The organism is Staphylococcus sp. ZWU0021 (assembly GCF_000798895.1).
Taxonomy (GTDB): domain Bacteria; phylum Bacillota; class Bacilli; order Staphylococcales; family Staphylococcaceae; genus Staphylococcus; species Staphylococcus saprophyticus.
In genome coordinates, this window is sequence record NZ_JTLN01000027.1 from 501,997 (window position 1) to 520,518 (window position 18,522).

An 18,522-nucleotide genomic window follows, 5' to 3' on the forward strand; every position below is an offset into this window, starting at 1 on the left:
TTTGACTTATTTTACGTTAACAATCAGTTGATTGTATTCTACGCTCGAACCGTGCTCAACTAAAATTTCTTCTACAACGCCTGAAACATCGCTTGTTACTTCATTAAGCACTTTCATCGCTTCAATATATCCGACTGTATCTCCTTTTTTAATTTCGTCACCCACTTGTATAATAGGGTTTGTTAACTCTTTTTCGTCTTGTAAGAAAAATGTGCCTACCATTGGAGATTTAATTTGTTGATATGTATGCTCATTTGTTGAATCATTCTCTTCATTTTTAGCATTATCTATTTTATTACTATCATTTTTTTCTGCTTGGTTTGATGTAATATGATTTGCATCATTCTCAGTAAAATCAAGTTCGATTTCGTTTTCATAGTCTTTATATTTAAATTTTTTAACGTCGTTCTCTTTAACTAATTTAATTAACTGTTCTATTTTTTCAAAATTCATTATAATTCCCCTTTTAATAAATTTTTGATTCGTGACGCTGTTGGTCGAAGTTGTTTTATTTCAAAAATTGGATTTTTTATTATTTCTTTTCTTTTTTCAGAAAAACATTTTTCTTTTTGCTTTAGTGTCTTGATTGCATCTTCGACTGATATCCATTGGAATCGGATGGTTTCACCTGGCTGTTTTTGTGCCAGTATCGATAAATCAGCTGCACAAACTGTTGCAATTTTAGTATAGCCTCCCACAGTTTGCTTATCATTCAGTAAGATAATGGGATTACCATCGTTAGGCACTTGAATACTACCAAGTGCTACTGGTTCTGAAATGATATCTGCAGAATTGGTTGGCGCAATATTTTCGCCTTGTAAGCGGAATCCCATACGGTCAGATTTTTCTGAAATTTCAAACGATTCAGATGTTAATTTTGCTTTTACTTCTTCTGAAAACTGCTCTATTTGTGGCCCTTCTATAATATGAATCGTGTGTTGTTCATCGTTTTCATTTTCAATACGCGCACTTATACCTATCTGAGATAAATAGTGATCGTTTTGTTGAATAGTCAATACATCACCTTTTTTTAAAGCTCGTCCTTTATAGCCGCCAATTTGATTACGGGTGTGTGTGGCATAACTATTAGCTATCAAAGGTACATTGATAGGTTGTCCAAAAGCTATGTATCCTCTGGCACCATGTAACGCTGAATTTAACTTTAATATATCGCCTTTTTGTGCTTTAATAACCGTTTGATGAGATATAGGTTCATCATTAATAGTAGCGTCAAACTGAGCACCTGTTATAACAAAGGTATTATCTGCTGAAAATTGAATGGACGGGCCGATAATTGTAACTTCTATTGCAGGTCCTTCATTATTAATTAATGTTTGTGCAAGTCTATACGCATAGATGTCTAATGCACCAGCTGTTGAAAACCCTTGATTTTGATAACCAATTCGCCCTTCGTCTTGGATTGTACTAAACAAACCGGGCGTTAATATTTTAATACTCATTACTTACTGTCACCCACTTTTCAATATCAAATTGATTACTTTTTTGTTCCTCTTCAATCTGATTTAAGGTTTGTTCATTAATAGCATAAAACTTAATATAATCTCCTGAGTTGTATAAACACATTGGATCTCGATTTATATCAAACACTTGTATAGGTGTTTGTCCGATAATTTGCCAACCACCTGGAGAAGATTTTGGATATAATCCTGTTTGGTTATTTGCAATACCAACAGAACCCGCAGGAATACTTGTCCTCGGTTCCTCTCTTCTGGGTGTATGTAATTGTTTATTTAACCCTCCTAAAAATGGGAAACCTGGCATAAAGCCCAGCATATATATTAGGTAGGTATTTTCAGTATGTAATTTAATAACTTCTTCTGAAGTTAATTGATTATGTTTCGCGACTGTTTCTATGTCTGGGCCACGGTCACCACCATAGTATACGGGTATATGTAAAATTTTAAATTGTGAGTTTGATGTCAGTCCTGCATCAACATCAACATTGCCTAAGTCCAAGCTGTTTATGATTTCTGTCGCATCGCTTTGAGTGATATCGATAGTCAACATAATTGCGCGATACGAAGGTATTATTTCTAAAATAGCTTTATTACTTTGATCCTTAATATACTGTTCTATTCGCTGTACTTCTTTAAAAGTATCAGGATCAATCTGTTCATCAAAATAAATCATGATGGTTTGTTCATTAATGATTTTATATTCCAGAAACGTTGCCCCCTTTGTTAATTATCACAACTTATTATAAAAACAAACTAAGTTGTACATTCAACATTTCTATTATATCATTTATTATAAATTTCTGTTTAATAGCAAATAATTATCATAGATTATAATAAATAATGAATTCGGCTTATATGAAAAGAATCAATATAGATAGCCTAAATAATTTTATAATTGTTATCAATTTATCAGAATATAGTCTGCAAGTATAGAAATATTTTAGCAAAGTGTAAAATCCCCCCAGACATTTAACATGTGTGGGGGGATTTGCACTAAAATTTATTTGATATTTACGATTTTAACATTTATTTCTCCACCATTTGGTAGTGGAACACGTACTTCATCGTCTAATTTTTTGCCAATTAAACTTTTGGCCATAGGTGATTCGTTAGAAATTTTACCTTTAAATGCGTCTGACTCTGCAGAACCAACAATTTGATATTCTTCTTCTTCTTCACCAGGTAATTCAACAATCGTAACTGTTTTACCTAATTGTACTTCGTTATTATTACCTGTATCTTCGATAATAAGTGCATTACGTAACATGTTTTCTACACGTTGGATATCTTGCTCAATAAAACCTTGTTCATCTTTTGCCGCATCATACTCTGAGTTCTCTGATAAGTCACCAAAAGAACGGGCAATTTTAATTTTTTCAACGACTTCAGGTCGTTTAACAGTTTTTAATTCTTCAAGCTCATGTTCTAATTTCTCAAAACCTTCTTGCGTCATTGGATATTGCTTTTGGTTTTCCATTATGTCATCTTCCTTTACTTATAAATACTATTGTTTACTAACTAAAGTTTGAATCTTCGTCGTCATTATATCGATAGCTACTTTATTACTTCCGCCTTCTGGTATGATAATATCTGCGTATCTCTTAGTTGGTTCTATGAATTGATTATGCATAGGCCGAACTACATTCAGATATTGATTAATAACAGATTCCATTGTACGTCCTCTTTCTTCGGTATCACGAAGCAGACGTCTTAATATGCGCAGATCAGCATCTGTATCAACATAAATTTTGACATCCATTAAATCTCTTAATGTTTTGTTTTCAAGTGCAAATATACCTTCTACGATGATAACATCTTTTGGCTCAAATGCAATCGTTTCCTTACTTCTCGTATGATTTGAGTAGTCATATGTTGGCACTTCAACCTGCTTACCATTCCTCAAGTCATTCAAATTGTCAATTAATAAATCATTATCAAATGCAAATGGATGATCGTAATTGGTTTCTAAACGTTCATCAAAAGTTAAATGTGATTGGTCTTTATAATAATAGTCTTGAGCCAATAGTGCAACACTATGACCTTCTAAATTTTTCATTATTTCGTTTGTAACGGATGTTTTCCCCGATCCTGAACCACCGGCAATGCCTATTATTGTTGTACTTTTCATTATCCAATTTCCTTTCTCATCATGTTATTCGCATAAATTGGATGAGCGACTTTAATTTGAACTATCTGCAACGGATGGCGTGCAGCATCAAGTTCATTTCCCTCTTCATCATAAATTGTTTCCACAACTTGTCGAAAAGTATCAATTTCTGGTCCAAAAAATTCAATTTCCTGTCCAGGTTCAAATTTATTGCGTTGTTGTACTGTAGCAATTTTAGTCGCTTTATCATAATCTAACACTAACCCACAGAAATCATAAGCAGAATTTTTCTTATTTTGTTGACCAAACATTTGCTCTTCATAACCTGGTGTACCTTCTATAAATGCAGATGCAGTATCTCTATTAGCGCATTTGTCTAGTTCAATCAACCATTCTGGCTTAATCTTAAAGTTCTCTGGATCACTTGCATATGCGTCTATAACTTTTCTATAAATTGAGACTACTGTCGCAATATAATGTATGGATTTCATGCGTCCTTCAATTTTTAAAGAATCTACACCAATATCCATCATATTAGGAATCGATTCTATTAATTTCAAATCTTTAGGGCTCATTGCAAAAGGTGCAACCTCATGATCACCATAATATAAATCTAATTCCCCATCAGATTCAATATGTAATAAATCATAATCCCATCGACAACTTTGACAACACCCACCACGATTTGAGTCACGCGCAGTCATATGATTACTTAATGTACATCTTCCTGAATAAGCAATACACATTGCACCATGTATAAAAGATTCAATTTCAATATCAACTTTTTCTTTCATCTCTTTCATTTCCATAGCACCTGTCTCACGTGCTAAAACAACCCTATCTAAACCTTCTTCTTTCCAAAACTCAACTGCTTTGTAATTAGAAAGTGATTGCTGTGTTGAAAGGTGGATTTCCAATTCTGGCGCTACTTTTTTACAAGTTTCAATTATAAGCGGATCAGCAACGATAATACCAGTTGCACCTGTTAATGCTAAATCGCGTAAATAGGTGTCTAAGCCGTCTATATTTTCATCATGAGCAATTATATTAGTGGTTACGTATATTTTAGCACCATAACGCTTTGCAAATGCAACACCCTCTTGGATTTCTGGCATTGTAAAGTTATCTGCATTAGATCTCAAACCATATTCTTGTCCACCGAGAAAAACAGCATCTGCACCATAATGTATAGCTATTTTAAGTTTCTCTAAATTACCAGCAGGGGCAAGAAGTTCAGGCTTTTTCATTTTAGGTTTATTTTGAACATTAATTTCTTCTAAAATTTTCACGAGTTAACCTCCATTAGTATACTGTTTGTTTATATAAGAAGCCTTCGTCAAACGGGCGATGTTCCGGTTGTATTGCTTCTATTGGATCGACAAGCATGAATTTTTCATCTTCATATGCATCTGGGTCCTCATTATACAGATCTATTGCTTCTCTGTATTGTTCAGTACAAATATTGATATAACTTTCTGACTGTAAGATGCCGTCTATTTTCAGTGAATCTATACCCGCTTCAAGTAATGGTTCCAATTCTTCTATTAAGCAAATATCGTTTGGTGACATAATATGTGTTCCATTATAATCTTCATAAACTGGGTATTTATTATCACGTTCTTCGTCATATAATAATAAATCATTCGTTTCATCGTTACGGGAGATCTTCATTTGACGTTCTTGGAAAGTGTAATAATTACCTAACAACATACGCTTAGATTGGAACATGCAAGTCATACCATGAACTTGAACTTCAATTTCAACATTCGCATGGGCTTTGATATTAAGGATTTCGTCCAAACTCAATTCTCTAGCAAGTTGTGCACGTGCAGCTCCTTTTTCTCCCCAATAATTACATTGAAAATAATTAGTCACCAGTGCTTCTGCATCCCAATGTAAAGGAATTGGATCTGTGTGTTGTTTAACATACATAACAACAGCTGGGTCTCCAAAGATAATTCGATCAACTTTTATTTCATGAAGAAAATCAATATAAGCTTCAACTGCACTTAAATGATAGTTATGGAATATACCATTTACTGCAGCATATGCCTTTTTACCATTACGATGAATCATATCCACTGCTTCAATCATTGCTGCTTTATCAAATTCTCCTGCTAATCTCAAACCAAATTTTTGCTCGCCAATGACAAAGGCATCAGCACCTTTTTCAATTAATGTTTCGATATGTTTAACCGATTTGGGTGTCACTAATAATTCTGTCATTTAGATTCTCCTTTAATTGAAATGGCTAATCCATCATCAATATTTAAAAAGTTAGTCGTATAAGCTTCGTTATTCATAAGCCATTCGTTATATTCAATCACCTTTTTAACCATTTGGCGCACATTGCGAGTCCGCACAACTGAAATATCAGAAACAAAGCCATGATAGAGTACATTATCCGTAATAACTACGCCACCTTCTTTTAATAAAGGTGTATATAATTCAAAGAATTTCTTAGACTGTGCTTTAGCAGCATCAATAAATATCATATCGAAACTTTCTTGTTCGACATTATGAAATTGCTCTAACGCGTCACCCTCAACCAATGTCACTTGATTTGAAAAATCGTATTTCCTAATATTTTCTTTTGCTTGCTGTTGCATATCTGAATCACGTTCAATTGTCGTAATATGTACATCCTTAGATACAGATGCAAATTGCATTGCACTATAGCCAATCGCTGTACCAATTTCTAAAATATTTTGTGGTTTATGCAGCCTAATCAATTGCTTAATCATTTCTAAAGTAAGTCTGTCTACAATAGGGACGTTATTCGCTTCTGCATATGGTCTCAAAGACTCTATCGTTTCATCGGTTTGTTTATGTAAATTTAATAAATAGGATTGATTATTATCCATTTTCAAAACTTCCTTCGTTATAATATAATACATAAGTTTTAACAATAAAATAGGGAGTAGTATAGAAGCCTTTTGTACATAAGGTTCCTTGCCCCATCCCGGCAAAAATGGCCAATTAAAAACTCAAAATACTTATAGATTTGCGCTAGAATGCGTCATTTTATGTATGACCATCATATTTTCTTTAGAAATTATGCTTTAACATCTATTATCATTGTATTTTCAACTTAATCAGTTACCGCACAGACTATCAATCACACTAGTCATTGGTGCTCGTGCTAGTTTAATTTTAGTAAAGATGAAAAATATATTTACATATAACATTTATATGGTCTATTCCATTATTAATAAATGCAATTTCAAAATCGTATGTGTTTGAATTTAACTTTATATATTTTACCATAAACACCCCGATAATATAAGCATAAATTCCGTAGTTAGTTAACTCTTAAATATATAATTATCATTAATCATTCGATTTTTATTCGTTTATTTACAGAAAAAAACCATACTGCTTTTCCAGTATGGTTTACTTCATAGTGACTTATATTTAAAGAACGATTTTTTAATTATTCGTGGTCATGATCGTGGTCATGATCATCCATTTCTGTATTAACGACTTCTTCAATCATATCCCATTCTTCGTCAGTTTCCACTGGTAAGAATTTGCCACCTTCACCATTTTCATCTGGCTCATTAATCATAGGCACCAATTCAATTAAATCGTCATCATCTGATTCTGCACCTTCTTCAGCAAGAATAACGTATTCTTTTTTGAATTCTGGGTGGAAAAATTCTAATACTTTACGATATAAGACTTCATTACCTTCTTCATCATATAATGTAAGTAATTCCTCTTCATTGTTAATTTCTAATTGAGAATCATGGTTATGCTCTGTCATTATTAAAAGCTCCTTTTTATTGTAATGAGTCTAAATAGCCTTGCAATATAAATACTGCTGCCATTTTATCTATTACTTTTTTTCGTTTCTGTCTAGAAACATCCGCTTCAAGTAATGAACGCTCCGCAGCCATAGTGCTTAGACGTTCATCCCACATAATTATTTCTAATGATGGCAGTGCTTCTTGAAGTTGCTCCTTGTATTGTAACGAAGCCTCGCCTCGAAATCCAATAGAATTGTTCATATTTTTTGGTAATCCAATAACTACAGTACCAACGTTATCTCTTTTTATAATTTTTACTAATGCTTCAATACCTAATTCATTGTTCTCTTCGTCTATACGGAGTGTGTCTAATCCTTGGGCTGTCCAACCCATCAGATCACTTATTGCAATGCCAACAGTCTTACTTCCTACATCTAATCCTATAATTTTATGCTTTAACATAAACTAATTCGATTTCTCTTGCAAATAGTTTGAAACTAATTCTTCCATGATATCATCGCGATCAATACGACGAATTTGATTTCTAGCTTCGTTATTACGTGGAATATATGCAGGATCTCCTGATAATAAGTAACCAACAATTTGGTTCACAGGATTATATCCTCTTTCTTCTAAGGTATGATAGACATTTTGTAATACTGTTTTGACATCTTCTTTTGGAATTTCATCATAATTAAATTTCATTGTTTTATCAAAATTTTCCATTGTTCTTACACTCCTTTGTATCGAGTAAAAAAAGTTCTTACTTATATTCTACATTAGAATCGAATCAACTTATAGAGATTTAATGTAATCTTTAATGAAACGTAATGATTCTGTTATGTTCTTTGGTTCAGTACCGCCGCCTTGAGCCATATCAGGGCGTCCGCCACCTTTACCGCCTACTACAGGAGCCATGTTTTTAATGATATCTCCTGCTTTCACTTTATCAGTTAATGCTTTTGGTACGGTAGCTACTAATGACACCTTACCATCTATATTACTAATAAGTACAATAACAGTATCTTGTAATTTTGATTTAAAATCATCCATAGTTTCACGTATTGCTTTAGCATTAGGAACGTCTACTTCCGTTGCTAAGACTTTCAATCCATTAATTTCTTCTACTTGATTAGTGATGTCACCCATTTTTAATGATGTCACTTCTTTATTCTTTTGTTCAAGTTGTTTTGTAAGCTCTTTTTCTTCGTCTTGCATATGAACGATTTTCTCTAATACTTGGTCATCTGATTTTACTTTTACTTGCGATTTAACTGCGTTAAATTGAGATTGAATCGTTTCTAAGTATAAGAAAGCTGATTTACCAGTCAATGCTTCTATTCGACGCACTCCAGCACCTGTACCAGACTCACTTACTATTTTAAATAAACCGATTTCTGCTGTGTTGTTCACGTGAATACCACCACATAATTCAATTGAAAATGGGGCCATATTTACAACTCTTACAATTTCACCATATTTTTCACCGAAAAGTGCCATAGCACCTAGTTGTTTTGCTTCAGAAATTGGCATTTCTTGAATATCTACTTCAATACTGTTCCAAATTTCTTCATTAACACGACGCTCAACCGTGTCAATTTCCTCTTGTGTCATTGGGCCAAAGTGTGAAAAGTCAAATCTTAGACGATCTGCTTCAACAAGTGAACCTGCTTGATTAACGTGATCTCCAAGGACTTCTTTTAATGCAGCGTGTAATAAATGTGTTGCACTATGGTTTTTCTTGATTGAACGACGTTCTTTGTGATTCACACTCGCTGAAACTTCAGCATTCTTCTTAACAGTACCAAATTGAATCTCACCTTTGTGCAAATTCTGACCATTTGGTGCTTTAGTCACTTCAGTAACTGCGATTTCAAAGTTTTCATTACTAATTGTACCTTGGTCTGCCACTTGACCACCACTAACAGCATAAAATGGTGTCTCACGTAAAATAAAGTAAATCGTCTCTCCTGCTTCTGCAGATTCTACAAGTTCACCATTTTGGATAATATCTGTGATGACAGAGGCTTTGTCCATAACATCATACCCAACAAATGTGCTATCTGTGGTAATCTTTTTCAATACTTCACTTTGAACTTGCATAGATTGTGAATTTTGTCTTGCTTGTCTTGCTCTGTCTCGTTGCTGTTGCATTTCTTCTTCGAATGTTTGCATATCTATTGATAAATTTTCTTGTGTCGCAATTTCTTCTGTTAACTCAACTGGAAAGCCGTAAGTGTCATATAATTTAAAAGCGTCTTTACCACTGATTTCATGGGTAGATGTTTTCGCTTGTGCAACTAAGTTATTTAGAATAGCTAGACCTTCTTCTAATGTTTCATGGAAGCGTTCTTCTTCTGATTTAATGACGCGCTTAATAAAGTCTGCTTTTTCTTTAACATTAGGATAATATGGTTCCATAATGTCAGCTACAATATCAACTAGACGATACATAAATGGTTCATTAATATCTAATGATTGACTGAATCTTACTGCTCTACGTAATAAACGACGTAAAACATATCCTCTTCCTTCATTAGCTGGTAGTGCACCATCTGCAATGGCAAATGCAATTGTACGAATATGGTCGGCAATCACTTTAAATGCCACATCATAGTTATCATTTTCCAAGTATGTTTTACCTGATACTTTTTCTACTTCATGAATGATAGGCATAAATAAGTCTGTTTCATAATTTGTACGCACATTTTGAGCAAGTGATGCCATTCTTTCAAGACCCATGCCGGTATCAATATTTTTATTAGGCAGTGGTGTATAAGTATGATCTTTATTGTGATTGAACTCACTAAACACTAAATTCCATACTTCAAGGAAACGTTCATTTTCTCCCCCTGGATACATTTCTTCTGCAGGATCATCTTGTCCAAAATCTTCTCCACGATCATAGAAAATTTCCGTATTTGGACCTGATGGGCCTTCACCAATATCCCAGAAGTTGCCTTCAATGCGAATAATACGACTTTCCTCAAGTCCAATGTCTTCATTCCAAATTCTATACGCTTCTTTATCCTCTGGATGTATTGTCACATATAGAAGTTTAGGTTCCATTGCCATCCACTTTTCACTTGTTAAAAATTCCCATGCAAATTCTATAGCTTCTTGCTTAAAGTAATCCCCAATTGAAAAGTTACCTAACATTTCAAAAAATGTATGATGACGTGCTGTGAAGCCAACATTTTCTATATCATTTGTACGAATTGCCTTTTGAGAATTAACTATTCTTGGTTTTCTAGGTGTTTCTCTACCATCAAAATATTTTTTCAGTGTAGCTACACCAGAATTAATCCATAATAGTGAATCATCGTCAATAGGGACTAATGGTGCAGAAGGTTCTACCATATGGCCTTTTTCTACGAAATAATCAATAAAATTTTGTCTAATTTCACTTGCTTTTAAGTTTTTCATACTTAAAATTCCTCCATCTCAACTCATGTTAGTTCTTTAAATAATTAAAAAAGAAAATAAAAAACGCCCATCCTCATAAAGGGACGAACGTTTCGCGGTACCACCCTAGTTATAAGTGTTAACAAATTAATTCAATCTTAATTGTAAGTATCACACAGATCAAACGACTGACTTTAATTCCCTAACATACACTTATCACTTAATTAGTTATTATGCTTGCTGACACAAAGTAGCATTCAACTATACCGACTGTACTTTTCACCAACCAGTACATCTCTTTTCGCTCAGTATAATTTACTCATCTTTATGTGAAGTTAATTATATTGTATTTATTTTCTTGTCACATGTCAATCTTCAACGAAGTCATATGGGGAAATATCTCCCATATTAATCATTGGGTTAATTTTAAAAATATTGTCTTCAGTTAGAATGATATCAGCATCAAATGTGTCGCTGATTTCTTCTTCAGTAGATGCATCGTTATTAAAGTAGGCTTTTAAAAATGTGCATAACTGTGTCATTCTCACTTGTCCATGCGTTTTTAAACCAATATCAAAGGCTTGCGGATCACCTAAAAAGACAAGGGATTGTTTAGCCCTTGTTAAGCCAGTATATAATATGGGCTTTTGTAGCATTCTAAAGTATTGTTTTACCATAGGCATGATGACTATTGGGAATTCAGAACCTTGTGATTTATGGATCGACGTACAATAAGCATGAGTTAATTCTATTAAATCTTGACGAACAAAAGTAATTTCATTACCTTCAAAATCAACGACTAATACATCTTTGTTCAACGCATTTTCTTTTGCCCAAAAAACACCCACGATTACACCAATATCACCGTTGAAAATATTATCATTAGGCCTATTTACAAGTTGCAAGACTTTGTCACCTTTTCTAAAAAACACATCACCAAATTCTATTTCACGTGTATCTTTATCCTTAGGATTTAAAATATCTTGTAATACCATATTAAGTTTTTTAATGCCTGCTGACCCTTTATACATTGGTGCAAGCACTTGAATGTCACTCATATCATAGCCTTTATTCACAGCGCTTGAAACAACTTTTTCCACAACTGTCGGAATCTGATCTGTATTACAATTTATAAAATTTCGATCATGAAAACGTTGGGTTATATCAATCGGTTCACCTAGTTTCATCCGATGCGCTAATTCAATAATACTAGAACCATCTTGTTGTCTATAAACTTCTGTTAAATTAACACGAGGTATCACTTTTGAATCAATTAAATCTTTAAATACTTGACCAGGACCTACAGAAGGCAATTGATCTTCATCACCTACTAAAATGATTTGTGCATCTATTGGAACTGCACTTAAAAATTGGTGAAACAGCCAAGTATCAACCATAGACATCTCATCAATGATAATTAATTTTGCTGATATTTCATTATCTAAAATATCTTCCGGTTGTGTATCCTGATTCCATCCGATTAAGCGATGAATTGTCATGGCTTCTAAACCTGTCGACTCTGCCAAACGCTTTGAAGCTCTTCCTGTAGGCGCACCTAATACGACTGGATAATCATCATTTTGATAATCATCATAATTTAATGAGAGACCATGAATTTCTGCATATAATTCTACAATACCTTTTATCACAGTTGTTTTACCTGTACCAGGGCCACCTGTGAGCAGCATAATTTTAGAATTAATAGCAGTCTGTAACGCATCTTTTTGTGAATTTGCATAATTAACTTGATTGCGCTCTTCAATTTCTCCAATCTTCATTAAAAGATCAGACTGTTCTATTTGTTTGAGTTTATTCTTATACGCATAATTGCGATAAAGATTCTGCACACTTTTTAATTCTGAATAATATAAACTCGGAATTGCAACTTCATTTTCTTGTTGAATGAGTTTGGTATCATTTACCAATTCTTGTAATACATGATTCAATTGTTGCATTTCTATTATTTCACTAGGTGCTTGAGAAAGCATATCTTGAGTCATTTCTAATACATTTTGAGTAGGTAAATATGTATGTCCTTGCTTAATACATTCCTCTTCAAGTACATATAACAAACCCGCTTTTAGTCTTTCTGTATCATTGAACTGGATTCCAACATTACGTGCTAAGGTATCAGCTTTATTAAATCCAATTCCTTTTACATCATATACGAGTTGGTAGGGTTTATTTTCAACAACATTAAGTGTTTCTCCTAAATACGCTTGGTAAATCGCCATAGCTAGTTTTGGTCCAAACCCTAAATCATGTAAGCGTATGATAATTTGCTCCGTCTCTTGATTACTAGCAATTTGTTCAGCAATTTGTTTTTGCTTTTTCTTAGGTAAACCAGGTACTTGCTCTAATACCGACGGGTCATTCAAGATATCGTTTATAGCATTTTCACCTAGTTTATTAACAATACTTTGCGCAGTTTTTTTACCAATACCTTTAAATAAATCACTTGATAAATAACTAATAATTGCCTCTTTAGTTTGTGGTAATTCTTTTTCAAACGTTTCAGCTTTAAGTTGTTTACCATACTTTGGATGTGTAACAACTTGGCCTTTGAATGTATAAACATCACCTTCAGCAATTTCTGGGAAAAACCCTACAATCGTAGGCATTGAATCAAATGTTTCACTTGACTCAATTGTATCAACTTTTAAAACCGTATAAAAATTTTCTTTATTTTGAAATAAAATCGCATCAACGGTTCCTTTAATCATTGAATTATTAAATAGTGTAGGGTCTCCCATCAGTTATTCCTCCTCTGCGATAGATTTAAATGTTTTTATAGCATGCTGACTCATAACATGTTCTGGATTTGCGTCTACAGCAGCTTCAAAATATTCAATTGCTTGTGCTGTATCTTCAGTCTGCATATAAGTTGCCAAACCTAAATTATATAATGCATCTGAATGTTTATTATCCATTTCTAACACCAACTTAAGTTGCTTTATCGCTTGCTCAAACATTTCTAAATGACAAAGTACAAGCCCATACTGAAATTGAACCTCAACATCATGACGGTCATCTTGTTCTGCTGCAGTCATTAAAAAAGGTAAAGCCTCTTTAAATGCTTCTAATTGATTAAATGACATGCCAATCATATAGTTAGTATCGACTTGATCAACGTTAAATTTCAACGCTTGTTGATACAATTTAATCGCTTCATTAAAACGGCCTTCATTGTAATATACATTCCCGAGATTATAATAGATTGCGCCATTTTGCGGATCTAAAGTAATTGCACGTTGAAAGAATTTTTCTGCTTTATCTACTTCGTTCGCTTCAGCTAATAAAATCCCTGCATTTATGTAATTTTCCACTTCTTTTGGATTTGCTTCTATGTTTTCAAATAATGCTTTTAATGCTTCTTCAAAATTGCCTTGTTTAATTAAATTATATATCTGTTCTTGATTCATTTCTAACCCTCATTTCTGACTACTTATTATAACATTTACCACGGTATTTGAAATGATAATTTCAAAAAAAGAAATCGTTAGTTACTATTTTGAATAGCTTTCTAACGATTTCGAATAAAATTCAAAAGTAATATTTATACAACGTAACTTAGTTGACCAGATTCTTTATAAACGTCATCTATCGTTGCGCCACCTAAACATACATCACCATCGTATAAAACGACAGATTGGCCAGGTGTAATGGCGCGAACTGGTTCATTAAATATCACGCGTATAGCATTTTCGTTTTCATTTTTTACAAATACTTTCGTATCTTTTTGACGATATCTAAATTTAGCAGTACATTCGAAACCATTTTCTAGATCTACATCATTTACGAAAGAGATATCAGATGCTATAAGATAATCGCTGTATAATGCGTCATGATGGAATCCTTGTTCCACATATAAAATATTGTCATCTAAATTTTTACCTACAACAAACCATGGATCACCATCGCCACCAATACCTAATCCGTGACGTTGACCAATTGTATAATACATCAAGCCAGCATGAGTGCCGATTTTTTCACCTTTTAGTGTTCTCATTTCTCCAGATTGTGCTGGTAAATATTGTGATAAGAATTCTTTGAAATTACGTTCGCCAATAAAACAGATTCCTGTTGAATCTTTCTTTTTAGCTGTAGCTAGGTCTTGTTCTTCTGCTATTCTGCGTACTTCTTTTTTCTCTATATCTCCTATTGGGAACATCACACGTGACAACTGGGATTGAGATAACTGATTCAAGAAATATGTTTGATCTTTATTATTATCAACACCTCTTAGCATTTCAACATGACCATCTTCATGACGACGCACACGTGCATAATGCCCAGTTGCAACATAATCTGCACCAAGTTTTAACGCATGTTCTAAAAATGCTTTAAATTTAATTTCTTTATTACACATAACATCTGGATTTGGTGTACGCCCTTTTTTATATTCGTCCAAGAAATAAGTAAACACTTTATCCCAATATTCTTTTTCAAAATTAATTGCATAATATGGAATACCTATTTGATTACATACAGCGATGACATCATTATAATCCTCTGTTGCAGTACAAAATCCATTTTCATCTGTATCATCCCAATTTTTCATAAAAATGCCAATTACATCATATCCTTGTTCTTTTAAAATATGTGCTGTAACTGAACTATCAACGCCGCCTGACATGCCAACTACTACGCGTGTATCTTTATTTGACAACTACATTTCCTCCCTAAATTTATGGTATATTTTGTGAATTTCTGAAACTATATATTTAACTTCTTGTTCTGTCGTCTGTTCATTAAAGCTAAATCTAACTGAGTGCTTCGCTCGCTCATCATCACTATACATTGCTTGTAACACGTGTGATGGCGTCGTTGTTCCTGCTGTACATGCCGAGCCTGATGATACATAAATATTTGATAAATCTAATAATGTGAGCATTGTTTCAACATCTACAAACGGTAAATATAAATTAATGATATGTCCTGTTGAATCTGTCATGGATCCATTGAGTTCAAATGGAACTGAGCGCTCTTGTAACGACACTAGAAACAAATTCTTTAAATTCATAAGATGCACATTATTTTCATCTCTATGCTCATTAGCTAACTTGATTGCTTCAGCTAAACCTACAATTTGTGGCACATTTTCAGTACCAGCTCTACGTTTTGCTTCTTGTTCTCCACCTAATTGTTGATACTTCAATTTAGTTTCTTCTTTAAGCAAAAGTACGCCGACACCTTTTGGACCACCAAATTTATGCGCAGTAATACTCATAGCATCCATATTAAAATCATGGAAATCAATTTCTAAGTGTCCAATAGCCTGAACTGCATCAACATGGAATAATGCATTTGATTCTGAAATAATTTCTTCAATATCATACATAGGTTCAACAGTCCCAATTTCATTGTTAACAAACATAATTGAAACTAAAATGGTTTCTTCAGTAAGTGCATTTCTTAATTGATTAAGGTTAATCAATCCTTCTTTATCCACTTCTAAATAAGTAACTTCAAAACCTTCTTTTTCGAGTTGTTCAAATACATGAAGTACAGAATGATGCTCAATCTTAGTAGTAATGATGTGTTTACCTTTGTGCATGTGCTCATAAGCAATACCTTTAATTGCAGTGTTATTTGATTCAGTTGCACCACTAGTAAAGATGATTTCACTTGGCTTAGCATTAAACGATTTAGCAATTGTACGACGCGCATCATCTAAGTATTTTCTGGCATCCCTACCCATGCTGTGAATTGATGACGGATTACCAAAATGTACTGAATAGACTTCCATCATTTTATCAATAACTTCTTGTTTGACGGGTGTTGTTGCAGCATAATCTGCATATACTTCCATGTTTGACACTCCTTAAATTTTTATCAATGTTCCAATAATAGCACCATATAATTTATTTTTCTAGTCGTCTGTTTCAAAATGGCCATTTTCATCTATATCTCTGAAATCATTTAATAAATTCAACGTATTCTGCGTATTAATCTTTTGTTCACTATTCATTGTAACATTAAGTAATTGTTTGTTTTTTACAACCCAATGTGTCGCATCAAAATGCTTTTGCAAATATGAATCATGTGTAACAATCAACACTTGTCCTTTGAACTGTTTGATCATATTTAAAATTAAGTCTTGCGTTGTAATATCAAAGTAATTCGTTGGTTCATCTAAAATGAGTAAATTAGCATTTGAAAAAAACAATAGTACAAATTGCAATCTGCTTTTTTCACCCATAGATAAAGAACGAATCGTTTGTTGTATTTTATCTTTATCAAAACCGAACGAAGCCAAGATTGTTTGAGCATAACTACGTGTCATATGATCTATTGACATGACCATATCTAATGGTGTTTGTCTGTAATTCAAATTATTATTTTGTTGATCAAAATACGCAATTTTTACTGAAGCCGTTACATAAACTGTACCTTTATCCGGTTTCACTTGTTGTCTCATAAGCGCAATTAGTAATGATTTACCACTACCATTCGGACCAGTTAATAAAATATGTTCATCTTTTTTAATTTCAAAATTTGCTTTGCTATAAATTATTTTTTGTTCAATACTTATACATATATCTTCTAATTTCACTAATTCTCGATTACGCACTAATTGTTCATCATTAAAATGAAACTTTCTATCTTGTTTATCCGGAGACTCAAACTGCTTTTCATTTAATTTATGTGTTAACTGAGCATTTTTTACTTTTGCTTTTTTAGCTAGTTTGCTAAGACGCTTTTGTTGTTTAGGGTCACGCACACTGGTCGTAGCTTTGGCAGTTGAATGCCATTCATTCACGCGTGCAATTGATTCTTCCAGCGCTTTGATTTCTTTTTGTTGCTTATCATATGCATTTTTATGAGATTGAAATTCTAATTGTTTGACTGAATGGTATTGATTATAATCACCTTGAAATTTTCTCGATGTTTTTCTAGTGATTTCATAAACATGACTCGCAGTCTGATTTATAAAACCACGGTGATGTGAAACGTAGAGTATCGTTTGCTTAGACTTATTTATTTCTATAATTAAATTATCTAACATTGCTTGATCAAGATGATTTGTAGGTTCATCTAATATAATTAGCGGTTTTTCAGATATAAACGCTCTGATTAATGCAACGCTTGTTTGTTGTCCGCCACTTAATAATCGTATTGGCTTATCTAAATCTTGTTCACTTATATTAAAACGCTTTGCGGTAGTAATTATTTTTTGTTCTATCTCATAACCATTTAAAGCGATATAATCACTTATCTTGTCATAATCGGTTACAATTTGCGTTTTCAAAGTTGCAACCTCAGGAATTATTGAAATGATAAAGTTCATCGCGGTTAAATCAAATACTTGCGTCAAGTCTTGCTTCATTAAATATGATTGCGTTTCATATTTTAAATTTAAAGCATTTAACAATGTTGACTTGCCGACACCATTATCACTAATCATTGCAACATGCTCACCTAGTTCGATATCAATATTTACGTCTTCTATCAATATTTTACCAAACTGTTCAAATGGTTTTTCTGAAAAATAAAAAGACATATCATCTTCCTCGCTTTCAATAAGGACATGACACATCTTTAAATATTATAACTGTAAAAGATTATAAGGTGCTTTCACATAAAAATACTAACCAGACAATGCCTATCCCATAATAGTTTTATTTTCTTGTACATCGTTGATATTTACCTTATGAGCATTATCCATAGTATTTTTCTTAAGCCACCTCTCGTTTTAATTTCATTAATTATAACAGTGAGCAATTTCTTACGCAAGTTTAAAAACCACTGTTATAATTCTTTATATTAGTTATCTAAAGGA

General features: G+C 33.1%; 17 protein-coding genes. All 17 read right to left on the reverse strand.

What is annotated here, in order from left to right:
- Positions 1-6: 6 nt before the first annotated feature.
- Positions 7-453 (reverse strand): acetyl-CoA carboxylase biotin carboxyl carrier protein, encoded by a 447-nt coding sequence (locus L987_RS07865; protein WP_011302976.1) that lies wholly within the window; start codon positions 451-453, stop codon positions 7-9.
- Entirely contained in the window at positions 453-1,460 is a 1,008-nt protein-coding gene (locus L987_RS07870) for a biotin-dependent carboxyltransferase family protein (RefSeq protein WP_011302975.1), read from the reverse strand. Before L987_RS07870 ends, L987_RS07865 begins: the two co-directional genes overlap by 1 nt.
- Complete coding sequence (gene pxpB, locus L987_RS07875; protein ID WP_077461038.1) at positions 1,450-2,184, reverse strand: 5-oxoprolinase subunit PxpB; 735 nt, start codon at positions 2,182-2,184, stop codon at positions 1,450-1,452. The genes L987_RS07870 and pxpB overlap by 11 nt, the downstream gene beginning before the upstream one ends.
- Positions 2,185-2,478: 294 nt before the next feature.
- A complete protein-coding gene (gene greA, locus L987_RS07880; protein ID WP_002483128.1) occupies positions 2,479-2,955 on the reverse strand; it encodes a transcription elongation factor GreA in 477 nt (158 codons plus the stop codon).
- Between the two features lie 27 nt (positions 2,956-2,982).
- Positions 2,983-3,606, reverse strand: a complete 624-nt coding sequence (gene udk, locus L987_RS07885) for a uridine kinase (RefSeq protein WP_011302972.1) — start codon at positions 3,604-3,606, stop codon at positions 2,983-2,985.
- The gene (locus L987_RS07890) at positions 3,606-4,874 is read right to left on the reverse strand and encodes a peptidase U32 family protein (protein WP_047503939.1); all 1,269 of its coding nucleotides are present in this window, start codon (positions 4,872-4,874) and stop codon (positions 3,606-3,608) included. The genes udk and L987_RS07890 overlap by 1 nt, the downstream gene beginning before the upstream one ends.
- A 13-nt stretch (positions 4,875-4,887) precedes the next feature.
- Entirely contained in the window at positions 4,888-5,811 is a 924-nt protein-coding gene (locus L987_RS07895) for a peptidase U32 family protein (RefSeq protein WP_011302970.1), read from the reverse strand.
- Positions 5,808-6,449 (reverse strand): O-methyltransferase, encoded by a 642-nt coding sequence (locus L987_RS07900; RefSeq protein ID WP_002483124.1) that lies wholly within the window; start codon positions 6,447-6,449, stop codon positions 5,808-5,810. Before L987_RS07900 ends, L987_RS07895 begins: the two co-directional genes overlap by 4 nt.
- 569 nt (positions 6,450-7,018) lie before the next feature.
- Positions 7,019-7,351, reverse strand: a complete 333-nt coding sequence (locus L987_RS07905) for a DUF1292 domain-containing protein (protein ID WP_002483123.1) — start codon at positions 7,349-7,351, stop codon at positions 7,019-7,021.
- Positions 7,352-7,367: 16 nt separating this feature from the next.
- Positions 7,368-7,796, reverse strand: coding sequence for a Holliday junction resolvase RuvX (gene ruvX / locus L987_RS07910; protein WP_011302969.1), 429 nt, complete (start codon positions 7,794-7,796; stop codon positions 7,368-7,370).
- Positions 7,797-7,799: 3 nt separating this feature from the next.
- Entirely contained in the window at positions 7,800-8,060 is a 261-nt protein-coding gene (locus L987_RS07915; RefSeq protein WP_002483121.1) for an IreB family regulatory phosphoprotein, read from the reverse strand.
- A gap of 69 nt (positions 8,061-8,129) precedes the next feature.
- Complete coding sequence (alaS, locus tag L987_RS07920; RefSeq protein WP_011302968.1) at positions 8,130-10,760, reverse strand: alanine--tRNA ligase; 2,631 nt, start codon at positions 10,758-10,760, stop codon at positions 8,130-8,132.
- A 347-nt stretch (positions 10,761-11,107) separates the two neighbouring features.
- Entirely contained in the window at positions 11,108-13,492 is a 2,385-nt protein-coding gene (gene recD2 / locus L987_RS07925) for an SF1B family DNA helicase RecD2 (RefSeq protein WP_011302967.1), read from the reverse strand.
- A 3-nt stretch (positions 13,493-13,495) separates the two neighbouring features.
- A complete protein-coding gene (locus L987_RS07930) occupies positions 13,496-14,161 on the reverse strand; it encodes a tetratricopeptide repeat protein (protein ID WP_047503944.1) in 666 nt (221 codons plus the stop codon).
- Positions 14,162-14,295: 134 nt separating this feature from the next.
- On the reverse strand, positions 14,296-15,408 hold the full coding sequence (gene mnmA, locus L987_RS07935) for a tRNA 2-thiouridine(34) synthase MnmA (protein ID WP_047503947.1): 1,113 nt from the start codon (positions 15,406-15,408) through the stop codon (positions 14,296-14,298).
- Positions 15,409-16,551 carry a cysteine desulfurase family protein gene (locus tag L987_RS07940; protein ID WP_047503950.1) on the reverse strand — a complete coding sequence of 381 codons (1,143 nt, stop codon included), beginning with the start codon at positions 16,549-16,551 and terminating at the stop codon, positions 15,409-15,411.
- Between the two features lie 60 nt (positions 16,552-16,611).
- Positions 16,612-18,243: a Sal family ABC-F type ribosomal protection protein gene (gene sal / locus L987_RS07945; RefSeq protein WP_081979845.1), complete on the reverse strand. Its 1,632-nt coding sequence runs from the start codon at positions 18,241-18,243 to the stop codon at positions 16,612-16,614.
- Positions 18,244-18,522 lie beyond the last annotated feature (279 nt).